Annotated in this window: 24 protein-coding genes and 1 pseudogene; 10 read left to right on the top strand and 15 right to left on the bottom strand. The window is 55.7% G+C overall.

Annotation, left to right across the window (positions count from 1 at the left end):
• Nucleotides 1-103: 103 nt before the first annotated feature.
• The gene (gene dnaA / locus HAP95_RS03910) at nt 104-1537 is read right to left on the bottom strand and encodes a chromosomal replication initiator protein DnaA (protein WP_226832529.1); all 1434 of its coding nucleotides are present in this window, start codon (nt 1535-1537) and stop codon (nt 104-106) included.
• 293 nt (nt 1538-1830) lie between these two features.
• Here dnaA and HAP95_RS03905 point away from each other — a divergent pair, with 293 nt between their 5' ends.
• The gene (locus tag HAP95_RS03905; protein ID WP_215883044.1) at nt 1831-2607 is read left to right on the top strand and encodes an SDR family oxidoreductase; all 777 of its coding nucleotides are present in this window, start codon (nt 1831-1833) and stop codon (nt 2605-2607) included.
• A gap of 302 nt (nt 2608-2909) precedes the next feature.
• Here the strand turns inward: HAP95_RS03905 and HAP95_RS03900 are convergent, their stop codons facing one another.
• Complete coding sequence (locus HAP95_RS03900) at nt 2910-3644, bottom strand: Aq_1264-related membrane protein (RefSeq protein ID WP_215883043.1); 735 nt, start codon at nt 3642-3644, stop codon at nt 2910-2912.
• An 86-nt stretch (nt 3645-3730) separates the two neighbouring features.
• On the opposite strand from HAP95_RS03900, the gene thiD reads away from it, so the two are divergent.
• Genes thiD through HAP95_RS03875 form a run of 5 tightly spaced genes read left to right on the top strand, consistent with a single transcriptional unit; the run spans nt 3731 to nt 7198 of the window.
• Nucleotides 3731-4546: a bifunctional hydroxymethylpyrimidine kinase/phosphomethylpyrimidine kinase gene (gene thiD / locus HAP95_RS03895; protein WP_215883042.1), complete on the top strand. Its 816-nt coding sequence runs from the start codon at nt 3731-3733 to the stop codon at nt 4544-4546.
• 1 nt (nt 4547) lies between these two features.
• Nucleotides 4548-5216, top strand: coding sequence for a thiamine phosphate synthase (gene thiE / locus HAP95_RS03890; protein ID WP_215883041.1), 669 nt, complete (start codon nt 4548-4550; stop codon nt 5214-5216).
• A gap of 2 nt (nt 5217-5218) precedes the next feature.
• Nucleotides 5219-6511: a glutamate-1-semialdehyde 2,1-aminomutase gene (gene hemL, locus HAP95_RS03885; protein ID WP_215883040.1), complete on the top strand. Its 1293-nt coding sequence runs from the start codon at nt 5219-5221 to the stop codon at nt 6509-6511.
• A complete protein-coding gene (locus HAP95_RS03880; RefSeq protein ID WP_215883039.1) occupies nt 6508-6903 on the top strand; it encodes an HIT family protein in 396 nt (131 codons plus the stop codon). The genes hemL and HAP95_RS03880 overlap by 4 nt, the downstream gene beginning before the upstream one ends.
• Nucleotides 6904-6910: 7 nt before the next feature.
• Complete coding sequence (locus HAP95_RS03875; protein ID WP_215883038.1) at nt 6911-7198, top strand: ComEA family DNA-binding protein; 288 nt, start codon at nt 6911-6913, stop codon at nt 7196-7198.
• Between the two features lie 215 nt (nt 7199-7413).
• On the opposite strand, the gene rng is transcribed toward HAP95_RS03875, so the two are convergent.
• From rng to nadD, 7 genes are read right to left on the bottom strand one after another with little or no spacing between them, the layout of a single operon-like run.
• Nucleotides 7414-8904: a ribonuclease G gene (gene rng, locus HAP95_RS03870; protein ID WP_215883037.1), complete on the bottom strand. Its 1491-nt coding sequence runs from the start codon at nt 8902-8904 to the stop codon at nt 7414-7416.
• The gene (locus HAP95_RS03865; RefSeq protein WP_215883036.1) at nt 8901-9488 is read right to left on the bottom strand and encodes a Maf family protein; all 588 of its coding nucleotides are present in this window, start codon (nt 9486-9488) and stop codon (nt 8901-8903) included. The genes rng and HAP95_RS03865 overlap by 4 nt, the downstream gene beginning before the upstream one ends.
• Nucleotides 9485-10396, bottom strand: a complete 912-nt coding sequence (locus HAP95_RS03860; protein WP_215883035.1) for a hypothetical protein — start codon at nt 10394-10396, stop codon at nt 9485-9487. Before HAP95_RS03860 ends, HAP95_RS03865 begins: the two co-directional genes overlap by 4 nt.
• Entirely contained in the window at nt 10396-10824 is a 429-nt protein-coding gene (locus HAP95_RS03855; protein ID WP_215883119.1) for a hypothetical protein, read from the bottom strand. The genes HAP95_RS03860 and HAP95_RS03855 overlap by 1 nt, the downstream gene beginning before the upstream one ends.
• A gap of 16 nt (nt 10825-10840) precedes the next feature.
• Nucleotides 10841-11314: a 23S rRNA (pseudouridine(1915)-N(3))-methyltransferase RlmH gene (rlmH, locus tag HAP95_RS03850; RefSeq protein WP_215883034.1), complete on the bottom strand. Its 474-nt coding sequence runs from the start codon at nt 11312-11314 to the stop codon at nt 10841-10843.
• Between the two features lie 6 nt (nt 11315-11320).
• Nucleotides 11321-11677, bottom strand: a complete 357-nt coding sequence (rsfS, locus tag HAP95_RS03845; RefSeq protein WP_215883033.1) for a ribosome silencing factor — start codon at nt 11675-11677, stop codon at nt 11321-11323.
• Between the two features lie 23 nt (nt 11678-11700).
• A complete protein-coding gene (nadD, locus tag HAP95_RS03840; RefSeq protein WP_215883032.1) occupies nt 11701-12357 on the bottom strand; it encodes a nicotinate-nucleotide adenylyltransferase in 657 nt (218 codons plus the stop codon).
• A gap of 99 nt (nt 12358-12456) precedes the next feature.
• Here nadD and HAP95_RS03835 point away from each other — a divergent pair, with 99 nt between their 5' ends.
• Together HAP95_RS03835 and HAP95_RS03830 are read left to right on the top strand one after the other, a co-directional pair.
• Complete coding sequence (locus HAP95_RS03835; protein ID WP_368356547.1) at nt 12457-13380, top strand: lysophospholipid acyltransferase family protein; 924 nt, start codon at nt 12457-12459, stop codon at nt 13378-13380.
• 108 nt (nt 13381-13488) lie between these two features.
• A complete protein-coding gene (locus HAP95_RS03830; RefSeq protein WP_215883031.1) occupies nt 13489-13941 on the top strand; it encodes an Hsp20/alpha crystallin family protein in 453 nt (150 codons plus the stop codon).
• A 74-nt stretch (nt 13942-14015) separates the two neighbouring features.
• Here HAP95_RS03830 and mnmE read toward each other — a convergent pair whose 3' ends face one another.
• From mnmE to rpmH, 5 genes are all read right to left on the bottom strand, one after another.
• On the bottom strand, nt 14016-15374 hold the full coding sequence (mnmE, locus tag HAP95_RS03825; protein ID WP_215883030.1) for a tRNA uridine-5-carboxymethylaminomethyl(34) synthesis GTPase MnmE: 1359 nt from the start codon (nt 15372-15374) through the stop codon (nt 14016-14018).
• Between the two features lie 64 nt (nt 15375-15438).
• On the bottom strand, nt 15439-17046 hold the full coding sequence (gene yidC, locus HAP95_RS03820; RefSeq protein WP_215883029.1) for a membrane protein insertase YidC: 1608 nt from the start codon (nt 17044-17046) through the stop codon (nt 15439-15441).
• A 14-nt stretch (nt 17047-17060) separates the two neighbouring features.
• Nucleotides 17061-17276 carry a membrane protein insertion efficiency factor YidD gene (yidD, locus tag HAP95_RS03815; protein ID WP_010640496.1) on the bottom strand — a complete coding sequence of 72 codons (216 nt, stop codon included), beginning with the start codon at nt 17274-17276 and terminating at the stop codon, nt 17061-17063.
• On the bottom strand, nt 17273-17623 hold the full coding sequence (gene rnpA / locus HAP95_RS03810) for a ribonuclease P protein component (protein WP_215883028.1): 351 nt from the start codon (nt 17621-17623) through the stop codon (nt 17273-17275). The genes yidD and rnpA overlap by 4 nt, the downstream gene beginning before the upstream one ends.
• Nucleotides 17624-17627: 4 nt before the next feature.
• Nucleotides 17628-17762 carry a 50S ribosomal protein L34 gene (rpmH, locus tag HAP95_RS03805; RefSeq protein WP_215883027.1) on the bottom strand — a complete coding sequence of 45 codons (135 nt, stop codon included), beginning with the start codon at nt 17760-17762 and terminating at the stop codon, nt 17628-17630.
• 518 nt (nt 17763-18280) lie between these two features.
• On the opposite strand from rpmH, the pseudogene HAP95_RS17455 reads away from it, so the two are divergent.
• Together HAP95_RS17455 and HAP95_RS17255 are read left to right on the top strand one after the other, a co-directional pair.
• Nucleotides 18281-18960, top strand: a pseudogene (locus HAP95_RS17455) (DEAD/DEAH box helicase family protein); the annotation flags it as partial.
• 183 nt (nt 18961-19143) lie between these two features.
• A complete protein-coding gene (locus tag HAP95_RS17255) occupies nt 19144-20838 on the top strand; it encodes an N-6 DNA methylase (protein ID WP_368356549.1) in 1695 nt (564 codons plus the stop codon).
• Between the two features lie 34 nt (nt 20839-20872).
• On the opposite strand, the gene ettA is transcribed toward HAP95_RS17255, so the two are convergent.
• A complete protein-coding gene (gene ettA, locus HAP95_RS03790; RefSeq protein ID WP_215883026.1) occupies nt 20873-22540 on the bottom strand; it encodes an energy-dependent translational throttle protein EttA in 1668 nt (555 codons plus the stop codon).
• Nucleotides 22541-22727: the final 187 nt, after the last annotated feature.

Genomic DNA, 22727 nt, shown 5'->3' with positions numbered 1-22727 from the left:
GGATAAGCCGGTATGATCGGGGATAAAAATGAGCGGCAGTTTTCATACATGCTCAGCACAGTACTTTTCCATGGGCTTTTCCACAGCTTGTTCCTTAACCCGGTCATGCGCCCAGTATCCGTAGCAAATTGTTATAATCTTCATTGATTTGAGAGTCTTCCTGACGAAGCTTTTCAATTTGTCGGCAGGCATGTAGTACGGTGGTGTGATCGCGACCACCGAAGGCCTCACCGATTTCCGGCAGGCTGTGATTGGTCAGCTCCTTGGTGAGCGACATGGCGACTTGGCGGGGGCGGGCAATATTACGACTGCGCCGCTTGGACTGCATGTCAGAGCCACGTATATGAAAATATTCGGCAACGACTTTCTGGATGTTTTCCAGGCTGACCATGCGTTTCTGAACGTCAATGAGATCCCGCAAGGCTTCCCTGGCAGTATCCAGATTGTACGGCTTATGGGTAAAATTGACGTGGGCGACGACCCGCCTTAACGCGCCTTCCAGTTCACGCACATGGGAGCGGATTTTTTCGGCAATGAAAAAAGCTACTTCTTCGGGTAGTTCTATGCCAATTTCTTCAGCCTTGCAAAGAACAATAGCCATACGGGTTTCCAGATCATGCGGTTGAATGGCGACGGTGAGTCCCCAACCGAAACGCGACTGGAGTCTTTCTTCCAGACGTTCGACTTCCTTGGGGTAGCGGTCACAGGTAATGATGATTTGTCGGCCACCATCAAACAGCGCGTTGAAAGTATGAAAAAATTCTTCCTGGGTGCGATCCTTGCCAGCAAAAAACTGAATATCATCAATAAGTAGGGCATCGAGTTTGCGATAACGCTGCTTGAAATCGTTGATGGTGTTATGTTGCAGAGAACGCACCATGTCCATGATGAAACCTTCGGCGCTGACATAAAGCACTTTGGCGTCTGCGTTGCGCTGGAGGATGGCATTGCCAACAGCTTGCATGAGATGGGTTTTACCAAGACCGACTCCCCCATATATGTACAGGGGATTGTAGGATTTACCCGGATGCTCGGAAACTTGTCGCGCTGCCGCTACGGCGAGCTGGTTGGACTTGCCCTCTACGTAGGATTGAAAGGAAAAGCCGGGATTGAGGCGATTACCGTTGCGCGGATCTGTACTGACGGGGCTGGGCGCAGTGCTGCTTTGGGGCTCCGGTGCAGGAGCCGCCGCTGTCGTATCCAGATTGAAGCGGAGCAGCATCCCCGGAGCCAGCTCGGCGAGAACGGCTTCCAGCAAATCCATCAGCCGTTCCCTGACCCACTGCATGACAAAGGGGTTGGGGGCAAACAGATGAAATTCGTTACCATGCAGCTCGCCACGCAAAGGGCGAAGCCAGGTATTGAACTGCTGAGGTGTTGTCTGTTCCTGCAGCTGTATGCAGAGAGCTTCCCAGAGGGCATCTCCGTTGTGCAGCGCGGATAAGTTTGAATCACGGCTCATACGTAACCTGGTCGAGTGCTTGGCGGTAAAATCGTGATGTTTGGACACGACAATCAGTCGCTGCAGTATAGCCAAGTGACACGATCTGCGCCAGTATATAATCCGGCCAGCCGGGATTTGTTAACTGAACAGGGCTAAATTTTTTTATTTATCCCTATAAAACCCAATATTAATAGTTTATCATCATGTTTTTTAAATGCTTTATTTGTTTATTTTATTTTATATACTTTATAAAAAATAATTTATTAACAGCGATAAAAATAATTTTTTATGATATTTTTAATAATAATTCATGATCCGTTTTAGATATGAAACAGGATAATTCATTAACTGTGGTATCTCTCTGATCTTACAAAGGAAGAATTCTTATGTCGAAGGGATCTGTCGTAATTACCGGGGCGGGCAGTGGGATCGGACAGGCCTTGGCACTGGCTTATGCGGAACCGGACCGGCCGCTGTTACTCCTGGGCCGCAGTCTGCAGAGCCTCGAAGCTACGGCAAGTCTGGCGCGTTCCCGAGGGGCTGTTGTGCGGGTGATGAAAGTTGATGTGGGTGATGTGACAACCCTGGACGCGGCGGCTCTAAATTTTTCGGATGAATTTGGTGAAATCAAGGTGTTAATTGCCAATGCAGGAATCAGTCATGGGACTCTGGCCAGGGAGCAGGATGATCGTCCGGTTTTTGCCGAAATCATCACCACCAATTTGCTTGGTATGGATAACACCTGTACGGCCTTCCTGCCTTATATGGCGCAGGGTGGGCGCATTGCCGGAATTGCCAGTGTCGCCGGGTTTCGTGGCCTGCCTGGAGCGGCTGCCTATTGTGCATCCAAGGCGGGAGTGATTGCCTATCTGGAAAGTCTGCGACTGGAATTGAGGGTACAGGGTATCCGTGTTTGTTGTATCGCTCCAGGTTACATTGCCACTCCGATGACGGCGGCTAATCACTATCCCATGCCCTGGCTGATGGCCCCGGAGCAGGCGGCGCAGAGAATGCGTAGGGCCATCGACCGTGGTCAGGCCTGGATGGTTGTTCCCTGGCAGATGGGGATAGTGGGAATGATTTTGCGGCACTTACCCATTGCTCTTTATGATCGGCTGTTTGCCCGGGTTGCAGGGAAGGCACGGAAAACTGGCTCTGCATAAGGCGTTTGGGTTCTGTGCCGGCCCCCTGAAACCGCAGCGGGATGAATAAGTTTTCCACAAAGCGTTTATAAGGAGCTTATGGCACTTTGTTCTTAACATGCTTTCGGTATGTTTTTTAATTTATTGGTTTTTAAAGAAAAATAAAGTTACAAAACAGGTGAAATCTGTTTCAGTAATGGAACAAAGCTTAAAAATCTGAGTTCTGCGGTTTATATCCACAAAGTTATCCACAGAAAATACAGCACAACCTGACGAAAAAGCCCCCATGCGGGGGCTGACATTTCTGGGGGGATGCAATTTGATCAGGCAGCTTGAAGTCGCGGCTTCACAAACCACATCTGGATCAGGCTCAGGAGCATTTCCAGCAAGGCAATTGGACAGGACAGAGCGCCACCAATCAGTACCAGCCAGACGAAAGCCGGATTCTGATGGGTCAGGAACCAGCCACTGAAATCTACGAGCATGGCAATAAAAGGCAGGATGATCAGTGGGTATTTGATGCTGTTGGGGAAGCGCGATTTGCTGAATATCCAGCCAGCCACCCAAAAAATTACGCCGAGCATGGTCAGGTGAATCATACCGTTCAGCAGCATGGTACTGAGGCTCATCCCCGTATCGACCTTGGCCACGGTTTTGACATCGCCGTAAGTAACCAAAGGCGGGTTGTGAAGGACCTTGGTCATGGCAACACTGTGACACTTCAAACAGTTTCCGGCGATCAAGGGTTTTATGGCCGAATTGTAATCCGCCTCGGTTTCGCCTGAAGCAATCCAGTGATTGACTGCGGCAACCATTTTCGGTTTATCGGCTGCCGACATCCCGGCGTAACCCATCATGCGCGGCAGGACGGTTTGCAGCGTGCTGGAACTGCGATTGCCATAATAATGTTCAGCAACAGCCTGTACTGTAAGGCCATTATTACCACCTACTGTAACGTATACATAGGCTTCTGCGACCAAAAGGCCCAATCCCACCAGGAAAATAAATCCCGTATGGACCAGTTTTTCTGCTAGACTCAACTCCGGCAATTGCCGCATGTGGTTTTCCTCCATGAATGATGTCGTTAGGATAGGATTTGCGTGGCAAGTGAAAGCAATTTTCCTGCCGGATTTGAGGTTTGTCCATGCACAATATTTTACTTCACGAACTCTCTGAAATTCCTCCTGTCGTGCTCAGTATTGCCGGTTCTGACCCTAGTGCTGGCGCCGGCATACAGGCTGATCTGTTAACTTGTGCCCGTCTTGGCGTCCACGCCTGCACCGCCATTACCGCGCTGACCATTCAGGACTCAGTCAATGTTCAGCGCTTTAGTCGGGTGGCCCCGGCGGAATGCCTGCAGCAGGCTCAGGTCATACTGGATGATATTCCGGTACGGGTGATCAAGATCGGGATGTTGGGCTCCGCTGAGATGGTCAGAGCCGTGGTCGAACTCCTGAATGCTTACCCGCAAATACCGGTGGTGCTGGACCCGGTCATGACGGCTGGTGGGGGTACTTCTTTGGCTGGCATGGGATTGCGGGAGGCTATATGCACGGAGCTTTTACCAAAGGTGACCATTATCACGCCCAACGGGCCTGAGGCGCAGGCTTTGACGGGCGCAGCAGACTTGCAGGCTGCTGCTGCACAACTCAATGCTCAGGGTGCCCAATGGGTTTTATTGTCCGGTGGACATGGCGAAGGCCCGAAGCTGGAAAACCTGGTTTTTCGGGGGGGCATTCTGCAGCAGACTTTTATTCAGGAACGACTTCCTCATCAATATCATGGTTCAGGTTGCACCCTGGCTTCTGCTGTTGCTGCGGGACTGGCCAAGGGTTTAGAAGTGATGCAAGCCATAGAAGGAGCCCTTGATTTCACCCATGCCGCGTTGCGTCATGCCTACCCTCTGGGGAGTGGTCAGTTTTTTCCCAACCGTTTTTATCATCCTGAAAGCAGCCATTGAAATGAGTGCAAAAACGCGCAATGCCATTGCCGGTTTATACGCCATTACCGATCCGCGCTGGATGCCGGAAGCGGTTTTTCTGGAAAAAGCCGAAGCCGCCTTACGGGGCGGGGCAAGGATTTTGCAGTATCGGGATAAGGGCGACCCCCGGCAGGACCATGCGCGGCGACGGCAGCAGGCGGGTGCCCTGCGTGAACTTTGCACTCAGTATGGCGCCCTGTTTGTGGTGAATGATGATCCCGAGCTGGTGCGAGCGGTTCAGGCCCCGGCTCTGCATGTCGGCGCAGACGATGCGCCTTTGGCCGGGTTGCGCCAGGCTTTTGGTCGTGATCTGTGCATTGGCGTATCCTGCTATGCTTCGCTGGCTAAAGCTCAGGAAGTCGTCAAGGCCGGGGCGGATTATGTGGCTTTTGGTGCTTTTTTTGCCTCGCCGAGCAAGCCGCAGGCCCCTCGCGTAGATCTGCAGGTTTTGCGAAAGGCCCGTGCAGAACTGGATATTCCACTGGTCGCCATTGGCGGAATTACCGAGGATAATGGCGGAGCGCTGATTGCTGCAGGGGCTGATGCCCTGGCGGTGATTTCCGGGGTGTTTGCCTCGGAACAGGTGGAAGCAGCCGCCCGGCGCTTTGCGGTATTATTTGATCATCCCAGGAATATTCCCAAGGAGTAATGATGACCCAGACTTCTCACGATTTATTCAAGGCAGCCCAGCTGTGTATTCCCGGCGGCGTGAATTCTCCGGTGCGGGCTTTTCGTGGTGTGGGCGGAGATCCCATCTTTATGGACCATTCCGAAGGCGCGTATTTTTGGGATGTGGAAGGCAAACGCTATGTGGATTATGTAGGCTCGTGGGGGCCCATGATTCTCGGTCATAATCATCCGGAGGTTCGGGCCGCCGTTCATGCCCAGGTGGATAAGGGTTTGGGTTTTGGTGCCCCCACCGCTATTGAAGTAGACATGGCCGAGATGGTTTGCCGGCTGGTTCCGGGTATTGAGTCGGTGCGCATGACCTCCAGTGGCACCGAAGCGGTGATGTCGGCTATTCGCCTGGCCCGGGGTTATACCGGCCGCGATAAAATCATCAAGTTTGAGGGGAATTACCACGGCCATAGTGACAGTTTGTTGGTAAAAGCCGGTTCCGGCGCCCTGACCCTGGGGCAGCCCTCCAGTGCCGGGATTCCTCGGGAAGTCAGTCAGGATACCCTGGTTCTCCCTTACAACGATTTGTCTGCGGTAGAACAAATGATGCAGCAATATGGTTTTGATGTGGCCACCATCATCGTTGAGCCGGTAGCGGGTAACATGGGTTGTGTACCTCCAGAGCCGGGTTTTCTGGAAGGCTTACGGGCGCTGTGCGACCAGTATGAAACGATCCTGATATTTGATGAAGTCATGACCGGCTTCCGGGTGGCGTTGGGAGGTGCCCAGAGCCTTTATGGGGTGCGGCCGGATTTGACGACTTTCGGGAAAATCATCGGCGGCGGATTGCCGGTGGGAGCACTGGGCGGTCCCAGGGAAATCATGGAATATCTGGCTCCTAATGGCCCCGTTTATCAGGCGGGGACCCTGTCGGGGAATCCGGTGGCGATGGCGGCGGGCCTAAAGACCTTGCAGTTGCTGAGCGAGCCCGGATTTCATGACAAGCTGGCCGTGCAAACCCGAAAATTGTGCGACGGACTGGCGGAGCGCGCCAAGGCTGCCGCTATCCCGTTACAGATTAATCAGGTTCCGGCCATGTTTGGCTGGTTTTTCAGCGACGAACCCGTACGCGGTTTTGATGCGGTCATGCGTGCCGACAGCCGGCGCTATGCGCGCTTTTTCCATGGACTGTTGGCGCAAGGCGTTTATCTGGCACCCAGTGCCTACGAAGCCGGGTTTGTTTCTGCGGCGCATGGTGATGCTGAAATCAAGGCCACCCTGGATGCTGCAGAATTGGTTTTGGCACAATTGAAGGAGGAAGCATGACCACTTTATTTACCCGCATTATCGCCGGCGAAATCCCTGCCCAGAAGCTGCTGGAAGACGAACATTATCTGGCCTTTCTGGACATCCGCCCGGTTCGTCCCGGACATACCCTGGTTATTCCCAAAAAGGAGCATGATTATATTTTCACCCTGGATGATCAGACCCTCGCCGGACTATTACCCTTTGCCAAACGCGTGGTTCCGGCGCTGGAAAAAGTCACCGGGTGCAAGCGGGTCGGGATTATGGTGGCCGGGCTGGAAGTTCCTCATACCCATATCCATCTGATTCCCATGAATGCTATTCCGGACCTGAATTTTGCCCATGCTACGGATACTCCGGCAACGGAACTGGCTGTCATGGGAGATCAGATTCGGGCGGCCTTACAGGGCTGAGGCTACCATGCCGATGCTGTTGCGCTATGCTTTGGTGCTGTTCCTGACAACCTTGCTGGGTGTCAACATGGCCTGGGGCAAAGGTAAAAACTGTCCACCCCAAGTGAATATCAATCAGGCCGGCACGGAACAGTTGCGCTGTTTGAAGGGGGTGGGCGAAAAGCGTGCTGTGGCTATTGTCGCTTTTCGCGAAGCACATGGCCCCTTTCCGGGGCCAGCCGCCCTGGGTGCCGTATTAAGCCCGAAAATTGTTGCCCGCCTACGGCCACAGATTATCACGCAAGGTCCGGATTGAGGGGGCCAGCCTGAGAACGGCTCTTGGCCGGAAGGCTTTTTGCTCCCACGTCCCTTGCCTGTTGTTCTAAGGCTCATCCTGCTGTCAGGAGAGAACTCGCCCTTTGGGCTCAGACAGCTCTCCTGACGGGCGCAGGATTTCACCAAGAACAACAACGGCGCGGGCCAAAGTCGCGGCAAAGCCTCCCGGCCAAGAGCCGTTCTCAGGATCAGTATTCACATCAAAATGATGTCGTACTGCTCTTGGGTATAGGTGGCTTCCGCCTGTACCTTGATGGGGCGGCCGATGAATTCCTCAAGCGCCGCAAGACTGGTGCTTTCTTCGTCGAGCAGTTTTTCCATAACCATGGGTGAAGCCAATACGACGAAACGCTCGGCAGGATAAGCCCGGCTTTCCCGGACAATTTCCCGCAGGATTTCGTAGCAGATGGTTTCTGCCGTTTTCAGAAAACCACGACCATGACAATAGGAGCAGGGTTCGCACAGGGTCTGGCGGAGGCTTTCGCGGGTGCGCTTGCGGGTCATTTCCACCAGGCCCAAGGCTGAAATCTGGGTAATATTGCAACGGGTGCGGTCATTCTGAATGGCTTTTTCCAGGGCGCGCTGCACCCGTCTTTTGTGTTCCTCATCATCCATATCAATGAAATCAATGATGATCATGCCGCCAATATTCCGCAGGCGCATTTGTCGGGCAATGGCAGCGGCGGCTTCCAGATTGGTTTTGAAAATGGTGTCTTCCTGATTGCGACGCCCGACAAATCCCCCGGTATTCACATCCACCGTTGTGAGCGCCTCGGTCTGATCAATGATCAGGTAAGCGCCGGATTTGAGGGTGACCCGGCTTTGCAGGGCCCTTTCAATTTCATCTTCCACATTGTAGAGATCAAAGAGGGGGCGCTCGCCGCTATAGTGCTCCATGCGGTCGGCGACTTCCGGAATGACGTGCTGGCAAAAACTCACTGCCGCCTCATAAGTCTCACGGGAATCAATGCGTACCCTTTCGATGTTGTCCGACATGACATCGCGCATCATGCGCATGGCGAGGTTCAAATCACTGTGAATCTGGCAGGGAGCATTGCTGTTTTCCAATTGGCGGCGGATCGAACTCCACAGGCGGCGCAGAAAATCAATGTCTCCGACAAAATCCTGGTGTTCAACCCCTTCGGCCAGGGTGCGGATGATGTAGCCACCGGCTTCATCAGCAGGAATGGCGGCTTTGAGTTCGTCCTTGAGCCGGGACCGTTCTTCCGGTGACTCAATGCGGGTGGAAACCCCGATACGGGGAACAAAGGGCATGTAGACAAGGTATCTTCCCGGCAAGGTAATCCGGGTTGTCAGACGCGCGCCCTTACTGCCGACCGGATCCTTGATGACTTGTACCAGAACTTCCTGACCTTCGTGCAACAGGGTACAAACATTGCGGACTTCATGATGACCGGGGCGGGTTTCAATGTCGGTTTCGCCGTTTAGTTCTTCGCTGTCATCCTGAATGTCGGCAGCATGCAAAAAGGCGGTGCGATCCAGTCCAACATCGACAAAGGCGGCCTGCATGCCGGGTAATACCCGGCGCACGACGCCTTTGTATATATTCCCGACCAGTCCGCGATGGCCGCTGCGTTCTACCTGCAGTTCCTGGAGTACGCCGTTATCTACCAGTGCGACGCGGATTTCCTGGGGGGTGACATTGATGAGAAGTTCTTCGCTCATGTGGATCCTGAAAATGCGGGTGGCGGAAAGCCGCATTGAGATAAAAGCCGGGCTGTTTCAAAAAGGGGCAAGCCCATGACGCCACTGAACGAGCCCTGAAGATGTTCGACAAAAATCGCACCCAAGCCCTGTATGGCATAGGCCCCCGCCTTGTCTGCAGGTTCCCCGCTGGCCCAGTAATCCGCCATTTCCTGGGGGCACATGCTGCGCAGGCGCACGGTGCTGCTGTGCAGGAGTTCATCGACCTGTCCATCATGCAGCAGGGCAACTGCCGTATGTACCTGATGGTTTTTCCCGCCGAGTGTCGCGTACATGGCATAGGCGTCGGCAGCGTCGCGGGCCTTGCCAAATGCTTGTCCGGCCAGAGCAACCACCGTATCGGCGGCAAGAATCAGATTTTCTGGATGACTTCCTGCCAGGGCCGTGGCTTTGCTGCGCGCCAGGCGCTGCGCCAGACGTTCCGGGGGTTCACCGGCTTGCGCTGTTTCATCGACATCGGCAACCTGCACCTGCGGGTCATAGCCCAGTTGCCGGAGCAGGGCCAGTCGCCGGGGAGAAGCCGATGCCAGAATCAGCTTGCTCACGAAGTGGGGCTGGCATTCACCAGAAGCAGCTCGGCGGTTCCCGCCGCCAGGCCGGAACCCGTTGCCAGGGCCAGAGACTGGTCGGGGACGCCATTACGCCGCAGATTGCGCAAAATGGCTTCGGCGCGCTGGGTGGCCGCATTGGCTCCCAGCGGCTGGGGAGCTACCCGCACCAGAATTTCATGGGCATTACTTTGCTTGAGAATGCGGGAAATAGCCTGCAAACGTTGTTCACCATCATTACTCAGACGGTTGTCGCTGCCAAAAAGACTATCGGCGGGCATGGAAACATGCACGCCATCGCTGGCGGCCTGCACCTGGGCATATACGGTCAAAGCCTTGCCATAAGCAGGCAGGCTCGTGGTGCTGGTGCTGGTAATGGCAGCACTGCTGGATATGCCGTTTAGCGAACTTGGTGGTTGTTTGGCAAGGCTGGCGAGATGCTTTTCTTCGGCCTGTAGCATCTGTTTTTGTTGTTGAATTTCTGTCTGCAAATGTTGGGTTTGCGCGCTGGTCATGGTTTTGCTGGCCAGTTGCTGGCGGAGTCGCGCATATTCGTTCTGCAGGGCCTGATGCTGGCTAGTCAGTGAGTGAACCTGTTGTTGTAGCTTGCTCAGGCCGGTCTGCTGATGGATGGATTGGCGTTGTTCCTGCAGGCCGGCCATCCGGGCGTCAAAAATGGCTTTGTCGACCTGAAAGATGGCCGGGTTGACCTGATCACGGGTCATCATTTGCAGGGATTCCTGCAAGCCCGACAAGGTAGTGGGTGGAATGGCGGGTCCGCTGCGCTGGGCATTCTGCAGGCGTTGCAGGGATTGTTGTAATACCCGGGTGGTTGCGACATCGGCACTGGCCAGCGCGGGAAATGACAACAACAGGGCGGCAGCAATCAGAGCGTGGGCGCGCATTATTGAGACTCCTTGGCTATTTGTGCCTTGGTGGCATCTATTTGCTGGTGGGTTATGGCGATCTGGCTTTGCAGATGGGCGATCTGGCTCTGCAGGGCCTGGCGCTGACTGCTGCCGGGAGAGCTCTTGAGACGAACCTGAATATTATCCAGCAATACTTTCGCCAGCAGGGTTTCGCGCTCTGCCAGGAGATAATCGCCCCGGGACTGCGCGGATTGAGCGGCTGTCAATGCTCTTTTAACCGGTGCAAGCTGGGCATCATTGACGGCAGGTGAAAGGGCCAGAATGTGCTCCCGACCTGCCTGCACGGCAATGGCATCGGAACTGCTTTGCTGGGGGCTGACTTCCACCATTTGCGCACAGGCGCTTAGTCCGAGACTCAGGGTCAGGGCAATACCTATCCGGATGACTCCCGGTTTTATCCACATTTGCTTCACGTCAGCGTCACTCCTCTGCGCCACGATGATAGGGTAATCCGGCCTGAATGCTCCAGGCCCGATATAATTGTTCCGCTAAAACTACCCGCACAACAGGATGCGCCATGGTTAATGCCGACAGTGACCATTGCCAGTCGGCTTGTAGTTCGGGGTCCAGTCCATCCGGTCCGCCGATCCAGAAGGTGACGTCGCGGCCACCCAGAAACCAGACATCCATACGCTGCGCCAAGGCCTCACTGCTCAGTACTTTGCCACCCACTTCCAGGGCGACTTTCTCGGACCCTGCAGGCGTGGCAGTCCGTATTCGCTCCCCTTCTTCACGCCGCCACCGGATCGGGTCGCCACTGCGTCCCCTTTTGGCCATGGGCAGGGCGCGCCATTCCACTCGACACTGCGGCGGCATTCTGGCTGCATATTCAGCGACACCGCTTTCCACCCAGGCCGGCATTTTGTTGCCGATGGCAAGAATCCGGAGCCGCATCAATAATCAGCGGCGTTCGTTTTGCCCACGCATCTGGGGAAGTTCTCCCCAGAGCCGTTCGAGCTGATAAAAATCGCGTACCTCAGGGCGCATGACGTGAACAACTACATCGCCGAGATCCACCAGCGCCCAATCACCCACGCTGAGCCCTTCTTTTCCGAGTGGCCGGACGCCTTCTTCGCGCATGCGGGCCATGACATGTTCAGCCAGGGCCTTGAGATGACGGTCGGAGGTGCCAGAGGCAATAATCAGATAATCGGTAATGTCGGTCTGTTTACGGACGTCGATGGCTTTGATATCGAGGGCTTTGTGTTCATCAAGAACAGTCACAATAATGTCGCGGAGATTTTCTGCTGTCGCCAAGTGCAATAATCCTTTGTGTCGATTTACGGGCTTTGGTAGAGCCCCTTGCTCTCAATATAATCCAATACTTCGTCGGGTAACAGGAAACGCGGACTTTGGCTGTTGGCCAACAGACTGCGAATGCTGGTCGCGGAGATCTCCAGAGCGGTGATGGTCTGGAAAAAAATGAAGCCGGCGGGTTGTTCGCGGAGCTGGTTGATATCGTCGCAACGCCGTTGATAGAGGGTTTGCCGCAAAGCTTCGGGGAGTTCGGCAGCCGGCCAGCCCGGTCGTCCGGTGACGATAAGATGGGTTAATTCCAGAATCTGTTGCCAGTCGCGCCAGGTATCAAAACGCAAAAAGGCATCCATGCCAATGACCATGGCCAGTAAGGCATCCGGGCGTTCCTGACGCAGGGCGCGGAGGGTGTCCACGGTATAGGACGGCCCCTCGCGTCTCACCTCCAGATCACTGACGGCAAAGCGGGGGTGGTGGGCGACGGCAATGCGGGTCATGGCCAGACGATGTTGGGCGGCAGCCCAGGGACTTTTACGATGGGGCGGATGACCTGCAGGAATCAGCATCACCTCGGCAGTTTTGAGGGCCTGACGGACTTCCTCTACGGCGCGCAGATGCCCGTAGTGGATGGGGTCGAATGTCCCCCCCAGAATAACCAGATCATTGTTGGTGGAAATCTTCATACCCCGAATATAACGAAGGGCGGAGGCGGGGGGAAGACAGCGACAAAAGGCCGGTCCCGCGTTTATGATGTGCGCTTTGCGGAACAGATCAGGAATCAGGTGACTAAATCATCGACGGGATCTTCCAAAGGAAGCTTCGGACAGCAGTCGCAGGTGTGGATTATTGTCGCATTATTGCGTGGAGCGGCAATCCTGCCGGGTTCATGGCGCGCGGTGCTGGGTTCTGCGCTCGGCGATTTCGCCCGGCAGATTATGCGGCGGCCCCGCCAGGTGGTGGACGCAAATCTGGCCATTGCTTTTCCCGATCTCTCTTCTGTGCAACGTCACGATTTGCAGCGCCAGCATTTTCGCGCCCTGGGTCAGGCCGCCCTGGAACTGGGGCCCCTGTGGTTCTGGCCTTTGCCCCGGGCTTTGGGCCTGATTCGTGAAGTGCGCGGGGTAGAACAGGTGGATGCTGCGCTGGCAGATGGGCGTGGTGTCATTTTGTTTACCGCCCACCTCGGGGCCTGGGAAGCGGCCGTGCAATATATTGGTCATCGCTGGCCGGTGACGGTGCTGTATATGGACACCCGCAACCCGGCGTTAAATGCATTGATGGCGGCAGGTCGGGGACGCAGTGGCGCACGGTTGACGCCCAAGGAAGAGGGCATTCGGCCTCTTTTGCATACTTTGCAGCAGCATCAGGTGGTGGGTATTTTGCCGGACCAGAATGTGGATCCCCGGGAAGGAGACTATGCCCCTTTTTTTGGGCGACCCGCCTGTACCACCCCTTTGCTGGGGCGGCTGGCTCTGCGTCGGCAGAGCCCGGTATTCGGTCTGTTTGCCTATCGTCTGCCACGTGGTCAGGGTTTTCGACTGGAGTTTGTGCCCATGCCCGAAAATTTTCCTGCAGGTGCAGCGGTGGCAGACGCCACGGCCATGAATACCGTGCTGGAAACCGCTATTCGCAAGGCCCCGGAACAATACTGGTGGGTGCATCGTCGTTTCAAGGATCAGCCGGAGGGCTGGGATTATCCATACTGAAGTATTTCTTCAACATTATTTCTCTCAGGGCTTGAAAATGGTTTTTGGTACCCCCATTAACCAGAGCATGGTGATTGGGTCACCGGGATGAAATAAGGAGATTATTCCATGGTTGATGAAAAGAATTCTTCGGTACAGTCCGTGCGTTCTGTGGATCCGGTAGAGCAGTTTTTTGATTCCCTTTTACCGGGCGTTTTTCGTCCGGTAAATAACGGTAATCAGAATGGTTCAGTGCGCGCACATATTGCCCATATTGATGTCCTGGACCGGGATAACGAAATAGTCATTCGCGCCGAAGTGCCCGGTATGGATAAGGAAAAGCTGGATATCCAGGTTCATGGTAACCAGGTATATATCAGCGGCAGCAAGGAAGAAAACAAGACGGAAGAAGAAGGTAAGTATATTTATCGTGAGCGCCGTTATGGTGATTTTTCACGAACCGTACAATTACCTGTTGATGTAGATGCCAGCCAGAGTAAGGCAGCCTATAAAGATGGCGTTCTGGAGTTGGTTCTACCCAAGGCGGAATCTGCCAAAAGACGGAAAATCAGCGTCGAATAATGTTTCGACAATAGCTGAAAACATAAATGGGCTGGAGGATTATCCGGCCCATTTTATATTGCGAATATTCATGCTTATTTACCGATACAGAAGCGCGAAAAAATCTCTCCGAGAATATCTTCTACATCAATTTTTCCGGTAATTTGCGCCAGGGCATTGGCCGCTTCCCGCAAGGTTTGCGCCAAGAGCTCCGGAGGGACGGCGGTTATTTGCAGGTGTAGCGCATCCGTCACTTTTTCTGTCGTGTCGGCCAGCGCCTCGACGTGGCGCTGCCGGGCACTAAATGCACAGGCGCTGTTTTCCATACCCATCTGCAGCATGATTTCTGCTTTCAGGGCATCCAAACCATTTCCAACCAGCGCAGAAATGGCCAGACAGGCTTCGTGGACCGGTGTCTTGGGGAGCTGGGTTACCAGATCCTGCTTGTTCCAGATAATTAATCGGGGTATGGATGGCAGCGCATCAAGAATGGCCTGGTCTTCTGCTTGCCAGCCAGCGTGGGCGTCCGCTACCAGCAATATCAGCTGGGCACTTTGCAAAATCTGCCGCGCCCGGGAAATGCCTTCGGCCTCAACCAGATCCTGAGATTCCCTGAGACCTGCCGTATCAATGAGTTCTACGGGCAGGCCGTCGAGCAAGATTTCCTCGCGCAGCAAGTCACGGGTAGTTCCGGGAACCGGGGTAACAATGGCCGCATCCCGCTGGGCCAGCGCATTCATCAGGCTGGATTTGCCAACATTGGGGCGACCGGCAAGAATGACGCGACCACCCCGGGCGAGACGGGCACCTTGCCGGGCTTGCTGTTGCAAGTGAAGGAGCTGCTTCTGCAAGGTTTCGAGACCATGATGAACCGCGCTGTCGTGCGCAGTGCCGAGGTCTTCTTCGCTGAAATCCAGCCCGGCCTCCACCAGGGCAAGAAGTTGCAATAATTGCCCATAGATGGCGTCGACCGCCTTGGAAAAAGCGCCTTCGAGACTTGCTGAAGCGGCACGTACCTGTGCTTCGCTGCGCGCATGAATGAGGTCTGCCACGGCTTCTGCCTGAGCCAGATCCAGACGGCCATGGAGAAAAGCGCGTTCGGTAAACTCACCTGCCCGCGCTGCACGGGCGCCATGAGCGACCGATTCCTGCATTAAGGCGGCCAGTGCCAGAGGACTCCCATGTCCCTGTAGTTCGACCACGTCTTCACCGGTATAGCTGTGCGGTGCCGGGAAATAAAGGGTAATACCGTGATCTATGCCCTGGCCATCGCGGCCGTAAAAGCGCCGGAAATGGGCATATCGGGCGGACCAGTTCGGGCTTTCCGGACCCAGTCCACAGAGGGCCTTGCCAATGCGCAGGGCGGCTGGACCAGAGAGGCGCAAAATGCCGACGCCCCCCTCTCCGGGCGGCGTCGCAATGGCGACGATGGTATCTCCCTGCTGATAGCGCATCTATAAGAACCTCGCCACGATTCAGGAACCGATGAGAAATCCGGCTGCGAAAAGCCGTGCCGCCCTAGTCTTTGGCGGCCATGATGTGTCGGGTGATCAGATATTGCTGACCAATGGAAACGACGTTGTTGGTCAACCAGTAGAGTACCAGACCTGCCGGGAAAAAAGAGAAAAACACCGCAAAAATGACCGGCAGAGCCGACATGATTTTTTTCTGCATTGGATCGACGGGCGCAGGGTTGAGGCGTTGCTGAAAAAACATGGAAATGCCCATGAGCAGCGGCAGGATGTAATAAGGATCGGGCACTGCCAGATCATGAATCCAGAGGATGAAGGGTGCCTGACGGAGTGATACGCTTTCTACCAGAACCCAGTAAAGGGCAATGAAAAAAGGCATTTGCAGAAGAATGGGTAAACAGCCCGCCATCGGATTGACCTTTTCCGTACGGTAGAGCTCCATCATGGCCGCGCCCAGTTTCTGTTTATCGTCACCACATTCTTTTTTCAGTTTTTCCAGTTTGGGCTGGAGCTTGCGCATGTTGGCCATGGACCGGTAACTGATGGCCGAGGGATAGAAGAAGATCGCCTTGATGACAATAACCAGGAGAATAATGGCCAGACCCCAGTTGCCAACCAGACCGTGAAACCATTTGAGTACCAGATGCATGGGCTCGGCAATAATGGCAAACCAGCCATAATCAACCGTCTGCTCCAGACCCCGACCCAGTGCCGCCAGGCGACTTTGTTGTTTGGGACCCAGAAAAATCTGCTGGGTAATGGTGGTGCTCTGCCCCGGAGCCAGGGTGGGTAGCGGCGTATTTACCCCCGCCACATAATTACTGCCGGAAGGTCGGGCATAAACCTGCACATGCTGCGCCTGTTCGGCGGGCAGAACGGCTGCCAGAAAATAATGGTCCATCATTCCGGCCCAGCCGGGTCCTGCTTCAGTGTGGGGGTGGTCACGCATGTCGCCAAAACTGACTTCACTGAAGTTCCCGCCATGCATCAGTACTGCGCCCGTAAAAATGGACATGAACATGTGACTTTCGGCGCGATCATTACGCAGAATCTGATCAAAATAGCTGCCGTTCCAGGGCTGGGTTCCGCTGTTGGTTACCTGGATGTGTTCTTCAGCAAGATAACTATCGGGCTGAAAAACCCAGGTTTTGGTGATCGTCAAAGGTCCGGCCTTGCCCTTCAGGACGATCGGGCTGTCCGTATCCGAAGATGGCTTCTCTTCCGCAAACTGGGGAATAAGTAGTTGTCCGTCGCTTCCCAAAAATCCACTTTGTTGGGTCGTCAGTTTGGCGGAGCTTGTGTCCAGAATAGGGTAAGGAGCGGGATTATTGCTGGCTACGGGATAAGCACGCAGGCCAAGATTCTGGATGTCTCCACCATGCAGGCCGATATGACCAGTAAATACCTTGGTGCTGAAAGGCACGGAAGGACCGCGCGCCGGAGCCATGGCCTGACTGACGGCTGCAGGTACCGTCATGGTACTGGGTGAAACCGTCGGGGCGGTGACGGGAGCGGCGCTGGGAGAGACCGCCTTGCTGACGGTGCTGGTTGCGGGCGTCACGGGTTTCGGCGCATTTTGCGCCTGCCAGGCCTGAAACAACAGAAAAAAGACCACGGCCAGTGCAATGACAAGAAAAGTTTTCTGATTTTCCATGGAGCCCCAGAGTGTTAAGGAACGGGATCAACACCGCCCGCGTGCCAGGGGTGGCAGCGACCGATGCGTTTGATGCCCAGCCAGGAACCCTTGGCGATGCCATAGCGTTCAATGGCCTGACAGGTATATTCGGAGCAGGTCGGATAAAAGCGGCAATGATGGCCCAGCAAGGGACTGATGGCATATTGATAGGTACGTACCGCCAGCACGGCTGCGCGGCGCGCGCTCATGCTTTCCCCAGCAATTGCCGGAAATAACCACCCATAACGCGCATACTGAGTTGTCTGGCCCCATTCCGGGCAACCACCATGACATCCTGTCCTGCCGAGCGCGTTTGCTGCAGGCGAAAGGCCTCGCGCAGACGACGTTTGACCTGGTTACGAATGACGGCGTTACCTACCTTGCGGCTCACGGCCAAGCCCAGCCGGGGATGAGAAACAGTGTTGGGGAGGGTATACATGACCAACTCGGGAAAAACTTTTTTGCGCCCTTGTTTAATGGTGCGCTGAATCAACGCTTTCTGACGGAGGCGATCCTCGCGGGTAAAGCGATGAGGATGCGCCTGCGCCGGATGCATAAACTTACGGACAGAGACGCTGACGGCCCTTGGCGCGCCGACGTTTCAGAACAAGACGGCCGGACTTGGTCGCCATGCGGGTACGAAAGCCGTGAGTCCGCTTGCGATGGGTAATGCTGGGTTGAAAAGTACGCTTCATTGGAACACTTCCTGCGGGTAAATCCTAAGGGCTGAGAAGATAAGGAGATGCTGTCCGAAAGTCAAGGCATTCGCATGCAACCAAATCCTAAGCACTTTAATACTGGCTAACGTTGTACCACATTGATATATTTTGACAATAATCCGCATCTGACCAAAACAAGGGCACTAGACCTTAAAAGGCAAATAGCTAAATTCAATGACTCCAGAAACTCAGGCGCGCCAACTGATCGACCAGAAGCTGGAGCAGGCCGGTTGGGTGATCCAAGACGTGAAGCAGCTCAACCTCGGCGCAGCGGTGGGGTCGCCGTGCGCGAGTACCCCACCGCTGCGCTCAAATGGCGCAAGGACGACACCCCGCTGCGCTTTCTGTTCGAAGCCACCGGCCAGATCATCCGCTTCACCGACAACGCCGACCCCGCGCCACGCTCGCGCGAAATTTTTCACTTCTTCAAGCCGGAAACACTAGCGTCCTGGTTGGCGCAAACAGAAACCCTGCGCCGCCGCCTGGCAGAGCGCATGCCTGTCTTGCCCGAACGCAACTTGCGCGATTGCCAGATCAGCGCCGTCACCGGGCTGGAGCAATCGCTGGCGCTCAACAAACCCCGCGCCTTGGTGCACATGGCCACCGGCGCAGGCAAAACCTTCACCGCCATCACCTCGGTGTACCGCCTGCTCAAATTCGGCGGCGCCAACGCATCCTGTTTCTGGTGGACACGCGCAACCTCGGCAAACAGGCGCATCAGGAATTCATGGCCTATACGCCGCCGGACGACGGCCGCAAGTTCACCGAGCTGTACAACGTGCAGCGTCTCAGCAGCCCCAGCATCGACCCGCACGCGCAGGTGTGCATCAGCACCATCCAGCGCATGTACGCCATTCTGAGTGGCGAGCCCATCGACGAATCCGCCGAAGACCTGTCGCTCAACGATGTGCAGCAGACGGTGGCGCAGCAAAAGCTGGTGCGCTACAACCCCGCCGTGCCGGTGGAAACCTTCGACTTCATCGTCATCGACGAATGCCACCGCAGCATCTACAACCTGTGGAAGCAGGTGCTCGACTACTTCGACGCCAGCCTCATTGGCCTCACCGCCACGCCGGACAAGCGCACCTTCGGTTTTTTCAACGAGAACATCGTCGCCGAATACACCTACGAGCAGTCCGTGGCCGATGGCGTCAACGTCGGCTATGACGTGTACGAGATCGAAACCGACATCACCCAGAAGGGCGCCGAGCTGAAGGCCAAAGAGTGGGTGGACCACCGCGACCGCGCCACCCGCAAAAAGCGCTGGAGCGAAACCGAGGAAGACACCGCCTATACCGGCAGGGAGCTCGACCGCTCCGTGGTCAATGTGAGCCAGATTCGTCAGGTCATCCAGGCGATGAAAACCGCCGTGGAAACGCAGATTTTTCCCAACCGCCGCGATACCCCCAAAACCCTCATCTTCGCCAAAACCGACAGCCACGCCGACGACATCATCAACCTCCTGCGTGAGGTCTATGGCCAGGGCAACGCCTTCTGCAAAAAGGTCACCTACCGCGCCGAGGGAGACGCCGACAGCATCCTCAGCAGCTTTCGCAACGACTACCACCCGCGCATCCCCGTCACCGTGGACATGATCGCCACCGGCACCGACGTGAAGCCCCTGGAAGTGCTGCTGTTCATGCGCGATGTGCGCAGCAAGGGCTACTACGAACAGATGAAAGGCCGTGGCGTGCGCAGCCTCGACGGTGACAGTCTCAAGCGCGTCAGCAACAGCGCGGACGGCGCCAAAGCCCGCTTTGTGCTGATCGACGCCGTGGGCGTGGAGAAATCGCTGAAAACCGAAAGCCGCCCGCTGGAGAAAAAGCCCGGCGTGGCGCTCAAAGACCTGCTGCAAGGCGTGGCCATGGGCAGCCGCGACGACGACACCGTGCTCAGCCTCGCCAACCACCTCGTGCGCCTGGCCAACGCCGAAGCCCAAGGCAAAACCGTCAGCGAAGCCACCCTACGCCTGTGGAGCGCCTACGCCCGCGTGCAGGCCGGGCAGGTAAAGGGCAGCGAATCCCGCCGCCAGCTCACCGACCTCCTCAGCCTGGTGCGCTTTGCCCTGGGGTTGGACGGCGAACTCAAACCCTTCGCCGCCGCTGTCTGCGTGCGCCCCGAGCCGATGAAGATCATTGCCGACCCGGCCTGCGGCACCGGCAGGTTTTTTCTGGGCGCCTACAACTGGCTGACGCGCCCGGGCGCGCAACTGAACAAGGCGCAAAAAGAGTTTCTGCGCGACCAGACCTTTCACGGCAACGAGATCGTGCCCAATACGCGCCGCATGTGCCTGATGAATCTGTTCTTGCACAGCATTGGCGAGCTGGATGGCGAGCCGCTGGTGGCGCGTTCGGATGCGCTGATTACCGAGCCCGGGCGCAAGGTGGACTATGTGCTGGCCAATCCGCCCTTCGGCAAGAAGAGCAGCATGACCATCACCAACGAGGAGGGCGAGGAGGACCGCGACGCGCTGACCTACGAGCGCCAGGACTTCTGGGAAACCACCTCGAACAAGCAGCTCAATTTTTTGCAGCACATCGTCAGCCTGTTGAAGCTGGACGGCAAGGCCGCCGTGGTGCTGCCTGACAACGTGCTGTTCGAGGGCGGCGCGGGCGAAAAAATCCGCCGCAAACTGCTGGAAACCTGCGATGTGCACACCATTCTGCGCCTGCCGACGGGCATTTTCTACGCGCAGGGCGTCAAGGCCAATGTGGTGTTTTTCGACGCCAAACCCAAGGACGGCAAGGTGCATACGCAAGGCGTGTGGTTCTACGACCTGCGCACCAACAAGCATTTCACCCTGAAAACCCGCACCCTCAAGCTGGACGACCTGCAGGATTTCATCACCTGCTACCACGCCGACAACCGCCACGCGCGCATCGCCACCGAACGTTTCAGATTTTTCAGCTACGACGACTTGATGGCCCGTGACAAGGCCAGCCTGGACAACCTGGCCGAACTGCCACCACCGGATGTGTTGCAGCAAGAAATCATCGACCATCTGGAAGCCGCATTGGCTTCATTCCGGGATGTGGCCCTCAGACTTCGCTGAGAAGCTTGTATGAGCTTTGGGTCTAGGCTGCCATTCAGCGAACAATAGGCTTGAAGCGCAAACGATGGGGCTTGGCCCCCTCCTCACCCAGGCGACGCTTTTTGTCGGCTTCGTATTCATGGTAGTTACCGGCAAAAAATTCGACATGACCATCGCCCTCAAAGGCGATGATATGGGTGGCGATGCGATCCAGAAACCAGCGATCATGGGAAATGACCAGGACGCTACCGGCAAATTCCAGCAGAGCATCTTCCAGGGCCCGCAAGGTTTCCACATCCAGATCATTGGACGGTTCGTCCAGTAGCAGCACGTTTCCACCGGCTATCAGGGTCTTGGCGAGATGCAGGCGACCGCGTTCCCCACCCGATAACTGGCCCACCAGTTTCTGCTGGTCGTTTCCCTTGAAATTGAAGCGACCACAATAGGCGCGAGACTGGATTTCAAATTTGCCAACGGTCAGAATATCCAGGCCCCCCGAAATTTCTTCCCAGACATTGTTTTTGGCCGCCAGGGCATCGCGGGACTGATCCACGTAAGCCAGTTTGACGGTAGAGCCGATGCTTACTTCGCCGCTGTCGGCCTGTTCCTGACCAATGATCATCCGGAAAAAAGTGGACTTGCCAGCGCCGTTCGGACCAATCACGCCGACGATGGCACCTGGAGGAATCTTGAAGCTGAGATTTTCAAACAGGAGCTTGTCGACGAAGCCTTTGCTGACATCCTTGAATTCAATGACTTCATTACCCAGTCGTTCGGCAACGGGAATAAAAATTTCCGAAGTTTCATTGCGCGTCTGGTATTCGTAGGAGCTGAGTTCTTCAAAGCGGGCCAGGCGCGCCTTACTCTTGCTTTGCCGGCCCTTGGCATTCTGACGGACCCATTCCAGCTCCTGTTGCATGGCTTTGATGCGCGAAGCTTCGCTGCGTGCTTCCTGTTCCAGACGTTTTTCTTTCTGCTCCAGCCAGGCCGAGTAATTGCCTTTATAGGGAAAGCCACGGCCGCGATCCAGCTCCAGAATCCATTCGGCGGCGTTGTCGAGGAAATAGCGGTCATGGGTGACCGCCACCACGGTCCCGCTGAAGCGCTGCAGATACTGTTCAAGCCAATCGACTGACTCGGCATCCAGATGGTTGGTCGGCTCGTCGAGAAGCAGCATGTCGGGACGACTGATAAGCAGGCGGCACAGGGCAATGCGGCGTTTTTCGCCACCGGAAAGAGGCCCTACCAACGCATCCCAAGGGGCCAGGCGCAAAGCATCAGCGGCCACTTCCATCTGCAGTTCAGCCTGGTGCCCGTCACTGGCGGCGACGAAGGCTTCCAGTCGTCCCTGCTCGGCGGCCAGGGCATCAAAATCGGCGTCCGGTTCGGCATAAGCGGCATAGACGGCTTCGAGCTGTTGCTGCGCGTCGATGATTTCACCGAGACCTTCCTCCACCACCTGACGCACGGTTTTGTTGGGATCGACATCGGGTTCCTGAGGCAGATAGCCAATTTTCAGGTCCGGCATGGGCAGGGCTTCGCCTTCAAACTCCCGATCCACCCCCGCCATGATTTTCATCAAGGTGGATTTCCCCGAGCCATTCAGCCCCAAGACCCCGATTTTCGCCCCAGGGAAAAACGATAGAGAGATGTCTTTGAGCAGCGCACGCTTGGGCGGTACGGTTTTACTCAGGTGATTCATGGTAAATACATATTGGGCCATGGCGTTTTCCATCCGGGAGCGTGGTGGGTTGATTGCGGGGCAGTGTAGCGCAGACCAGAGAACTTGTGGACACCTCATCCGCCCGACAGGTTGCTTTAGCCAGCGGTGTTTGTTCCTTTGAGACATTAGGTGTAACATTTTTGGTAAGAAAATGTCTAAAATTTTTACGCGTAGATTTTCATTAAAT

Source organism: Acidithiobacillus sulfurivorans (assembly GCF_018853815.1).
Lineage (GTDB): Bacteria > Pseudomonadota > Gammaproteobacteria > Acidithiobacillales > Acidithiobacillaceae > Acidithiobacillus > Acidithiobacillus sulfurivorans.
This window is presented reverse-complemented; position numbering and strand designations above follow the sequence as displayed.

Excerpts from the sequence above, each read along its gene's own strand:
- HAP95_RS03855 (WP_215883119.1), bottom strand. The coding sequence starts at position 10,824 with ATGTGGATAAAACCGGGAGTCATCCGGATAGGTATTGCCCTGACCCTG.
- HAP95_RS03860 (WP_215883035.1), bottom strand. The coding sequence starts at position 10,396 with ATGCGCGCCCACGCTCTGATTGCTGCCGCCCTGTTGTTGTCATTTCCC.
- rlmH (WP_215883034.1), bottom strand. The coding sequence starts at position 11,314 with ATGCGGCTCCGGATTCTTGCCATCGGCAACAAAATGCCGGCCTGGGTG.
- HAP95_RS03875 (WP_215883038.1), top strand. The coding sequence starts at position 6,911 with ATGCCGATGCTGTTGCGCTATGCTTTGGTGCTGTTCCTGACAACCTTG.
- nadD (WP_215883032.1), bottom strand. The coding sequence starts at position 12,357 with ATGAAGATTTCCACCAACAATGATCTGGTTATTCTGGGGGGGACATTC.
- hemL (WP_215883040.1), top strand. The coding sequence starts at position 5,219 with ATGACCCAGACTTCTCACGATTTATTCAAGGCAGCCCAGCTGTGTATT.
- rpmH (WP_215883027.1), bottom strand. The coding sequence starts at position 17,762 with ATGAAGCGTACTTTTCAACCCAGCATTACCCATCGCAAGCGGACTCAC.
- HAP95_RS03880 (WP_215883039.1), top strand. The coding sequence starts at position 6,508 with ATGACCACTTTATTTACCCGCATTATCGCCGGCGAAATCCCTGCCCAG.
- yidD (WP_010640496.1), bottom strand. The coding sequence starts at position 17,276 with ATGAGCGCGCGCCGCGCAGCCGTGCTGGCGGTACGTACCTATCAATAT.
- thiE (WP_215883041.1), top strand. The coding sequence starts at position 4,548 with ATGAGTGCAAAAACGCGCAATGCCATTGCCGGTTTATACGCCATTACC.
- ettA (WP_215883026.1), bottom strand. The coding sequence starts at position 22,540 with ATGGCCCAATATGTATTTACCATGAATCACCTGAGTAAAACCGTACCG.
- HAP95_RS03905 (WP_215883044.1), top strand. The coding sequence starts at position 1,831 with ATGTCGAAGGGATCTGTCGTAATTACCGGGGCGGGCAGTGGGATCGGA.
- rng (WP_215883037.1), bottom strand. The coding sequence starts at position 8,904 with ATGAGCGAAGAACTTCTCATCAATGTCACCCCCCAGGAAATCCGCGTC.
- HAP95_RS03900 (WP_215883043.1), bottom strand. The coding sequence starts at position 3,644 with ATGCGGCAATTGCCGGAGTTGAGTCTAGCAGAAAAACTGGTCCATACG.
- HAP95_RS17255 (WP_368356549.1), top strand. The coding sequence starts at position 19,144 with ATGAAAACCGCCGTGGAAACGCAGATTTTTCCCAACCGCCGCGATACC.
- rnpA (WP_215883028.1), bottom strand. The coding sequence starts at position 17,623 with ATGCATCCGGCGCAGGCGCATCCTCATCGCTTTACCCGCGAGGATCGC.
- mnmE (WP_215883030.1), bottom strand. The coding sequence starts at position 15,374 with ATGCGCTATCAGCAGGGAGATACCATCGTCGCCATTGCGACGCCGCCC.
- yidC (WP_215883029.1), bottom strand. The coding sequence starts at position 17,046 with ATGGAAAATCAGAAAACTTTTCTTGTCATTGCACTGGCCGTGGTCTTT.
- thiD (WP_215883042.1), top strand. The coding sequence starts at position 3,731 with ATGCACAATATTTTACTTCACGAACTCTCTGAAATTCCTCCTGTCGTG.
- HAP95_RS03830 (WP_215883031.1), top strand. The coding sequence starts at position 13,489 with ATGGTTGATGAAAAGAATTCTTCGGTACAGTCCGTGCGTTCTGTGGAT.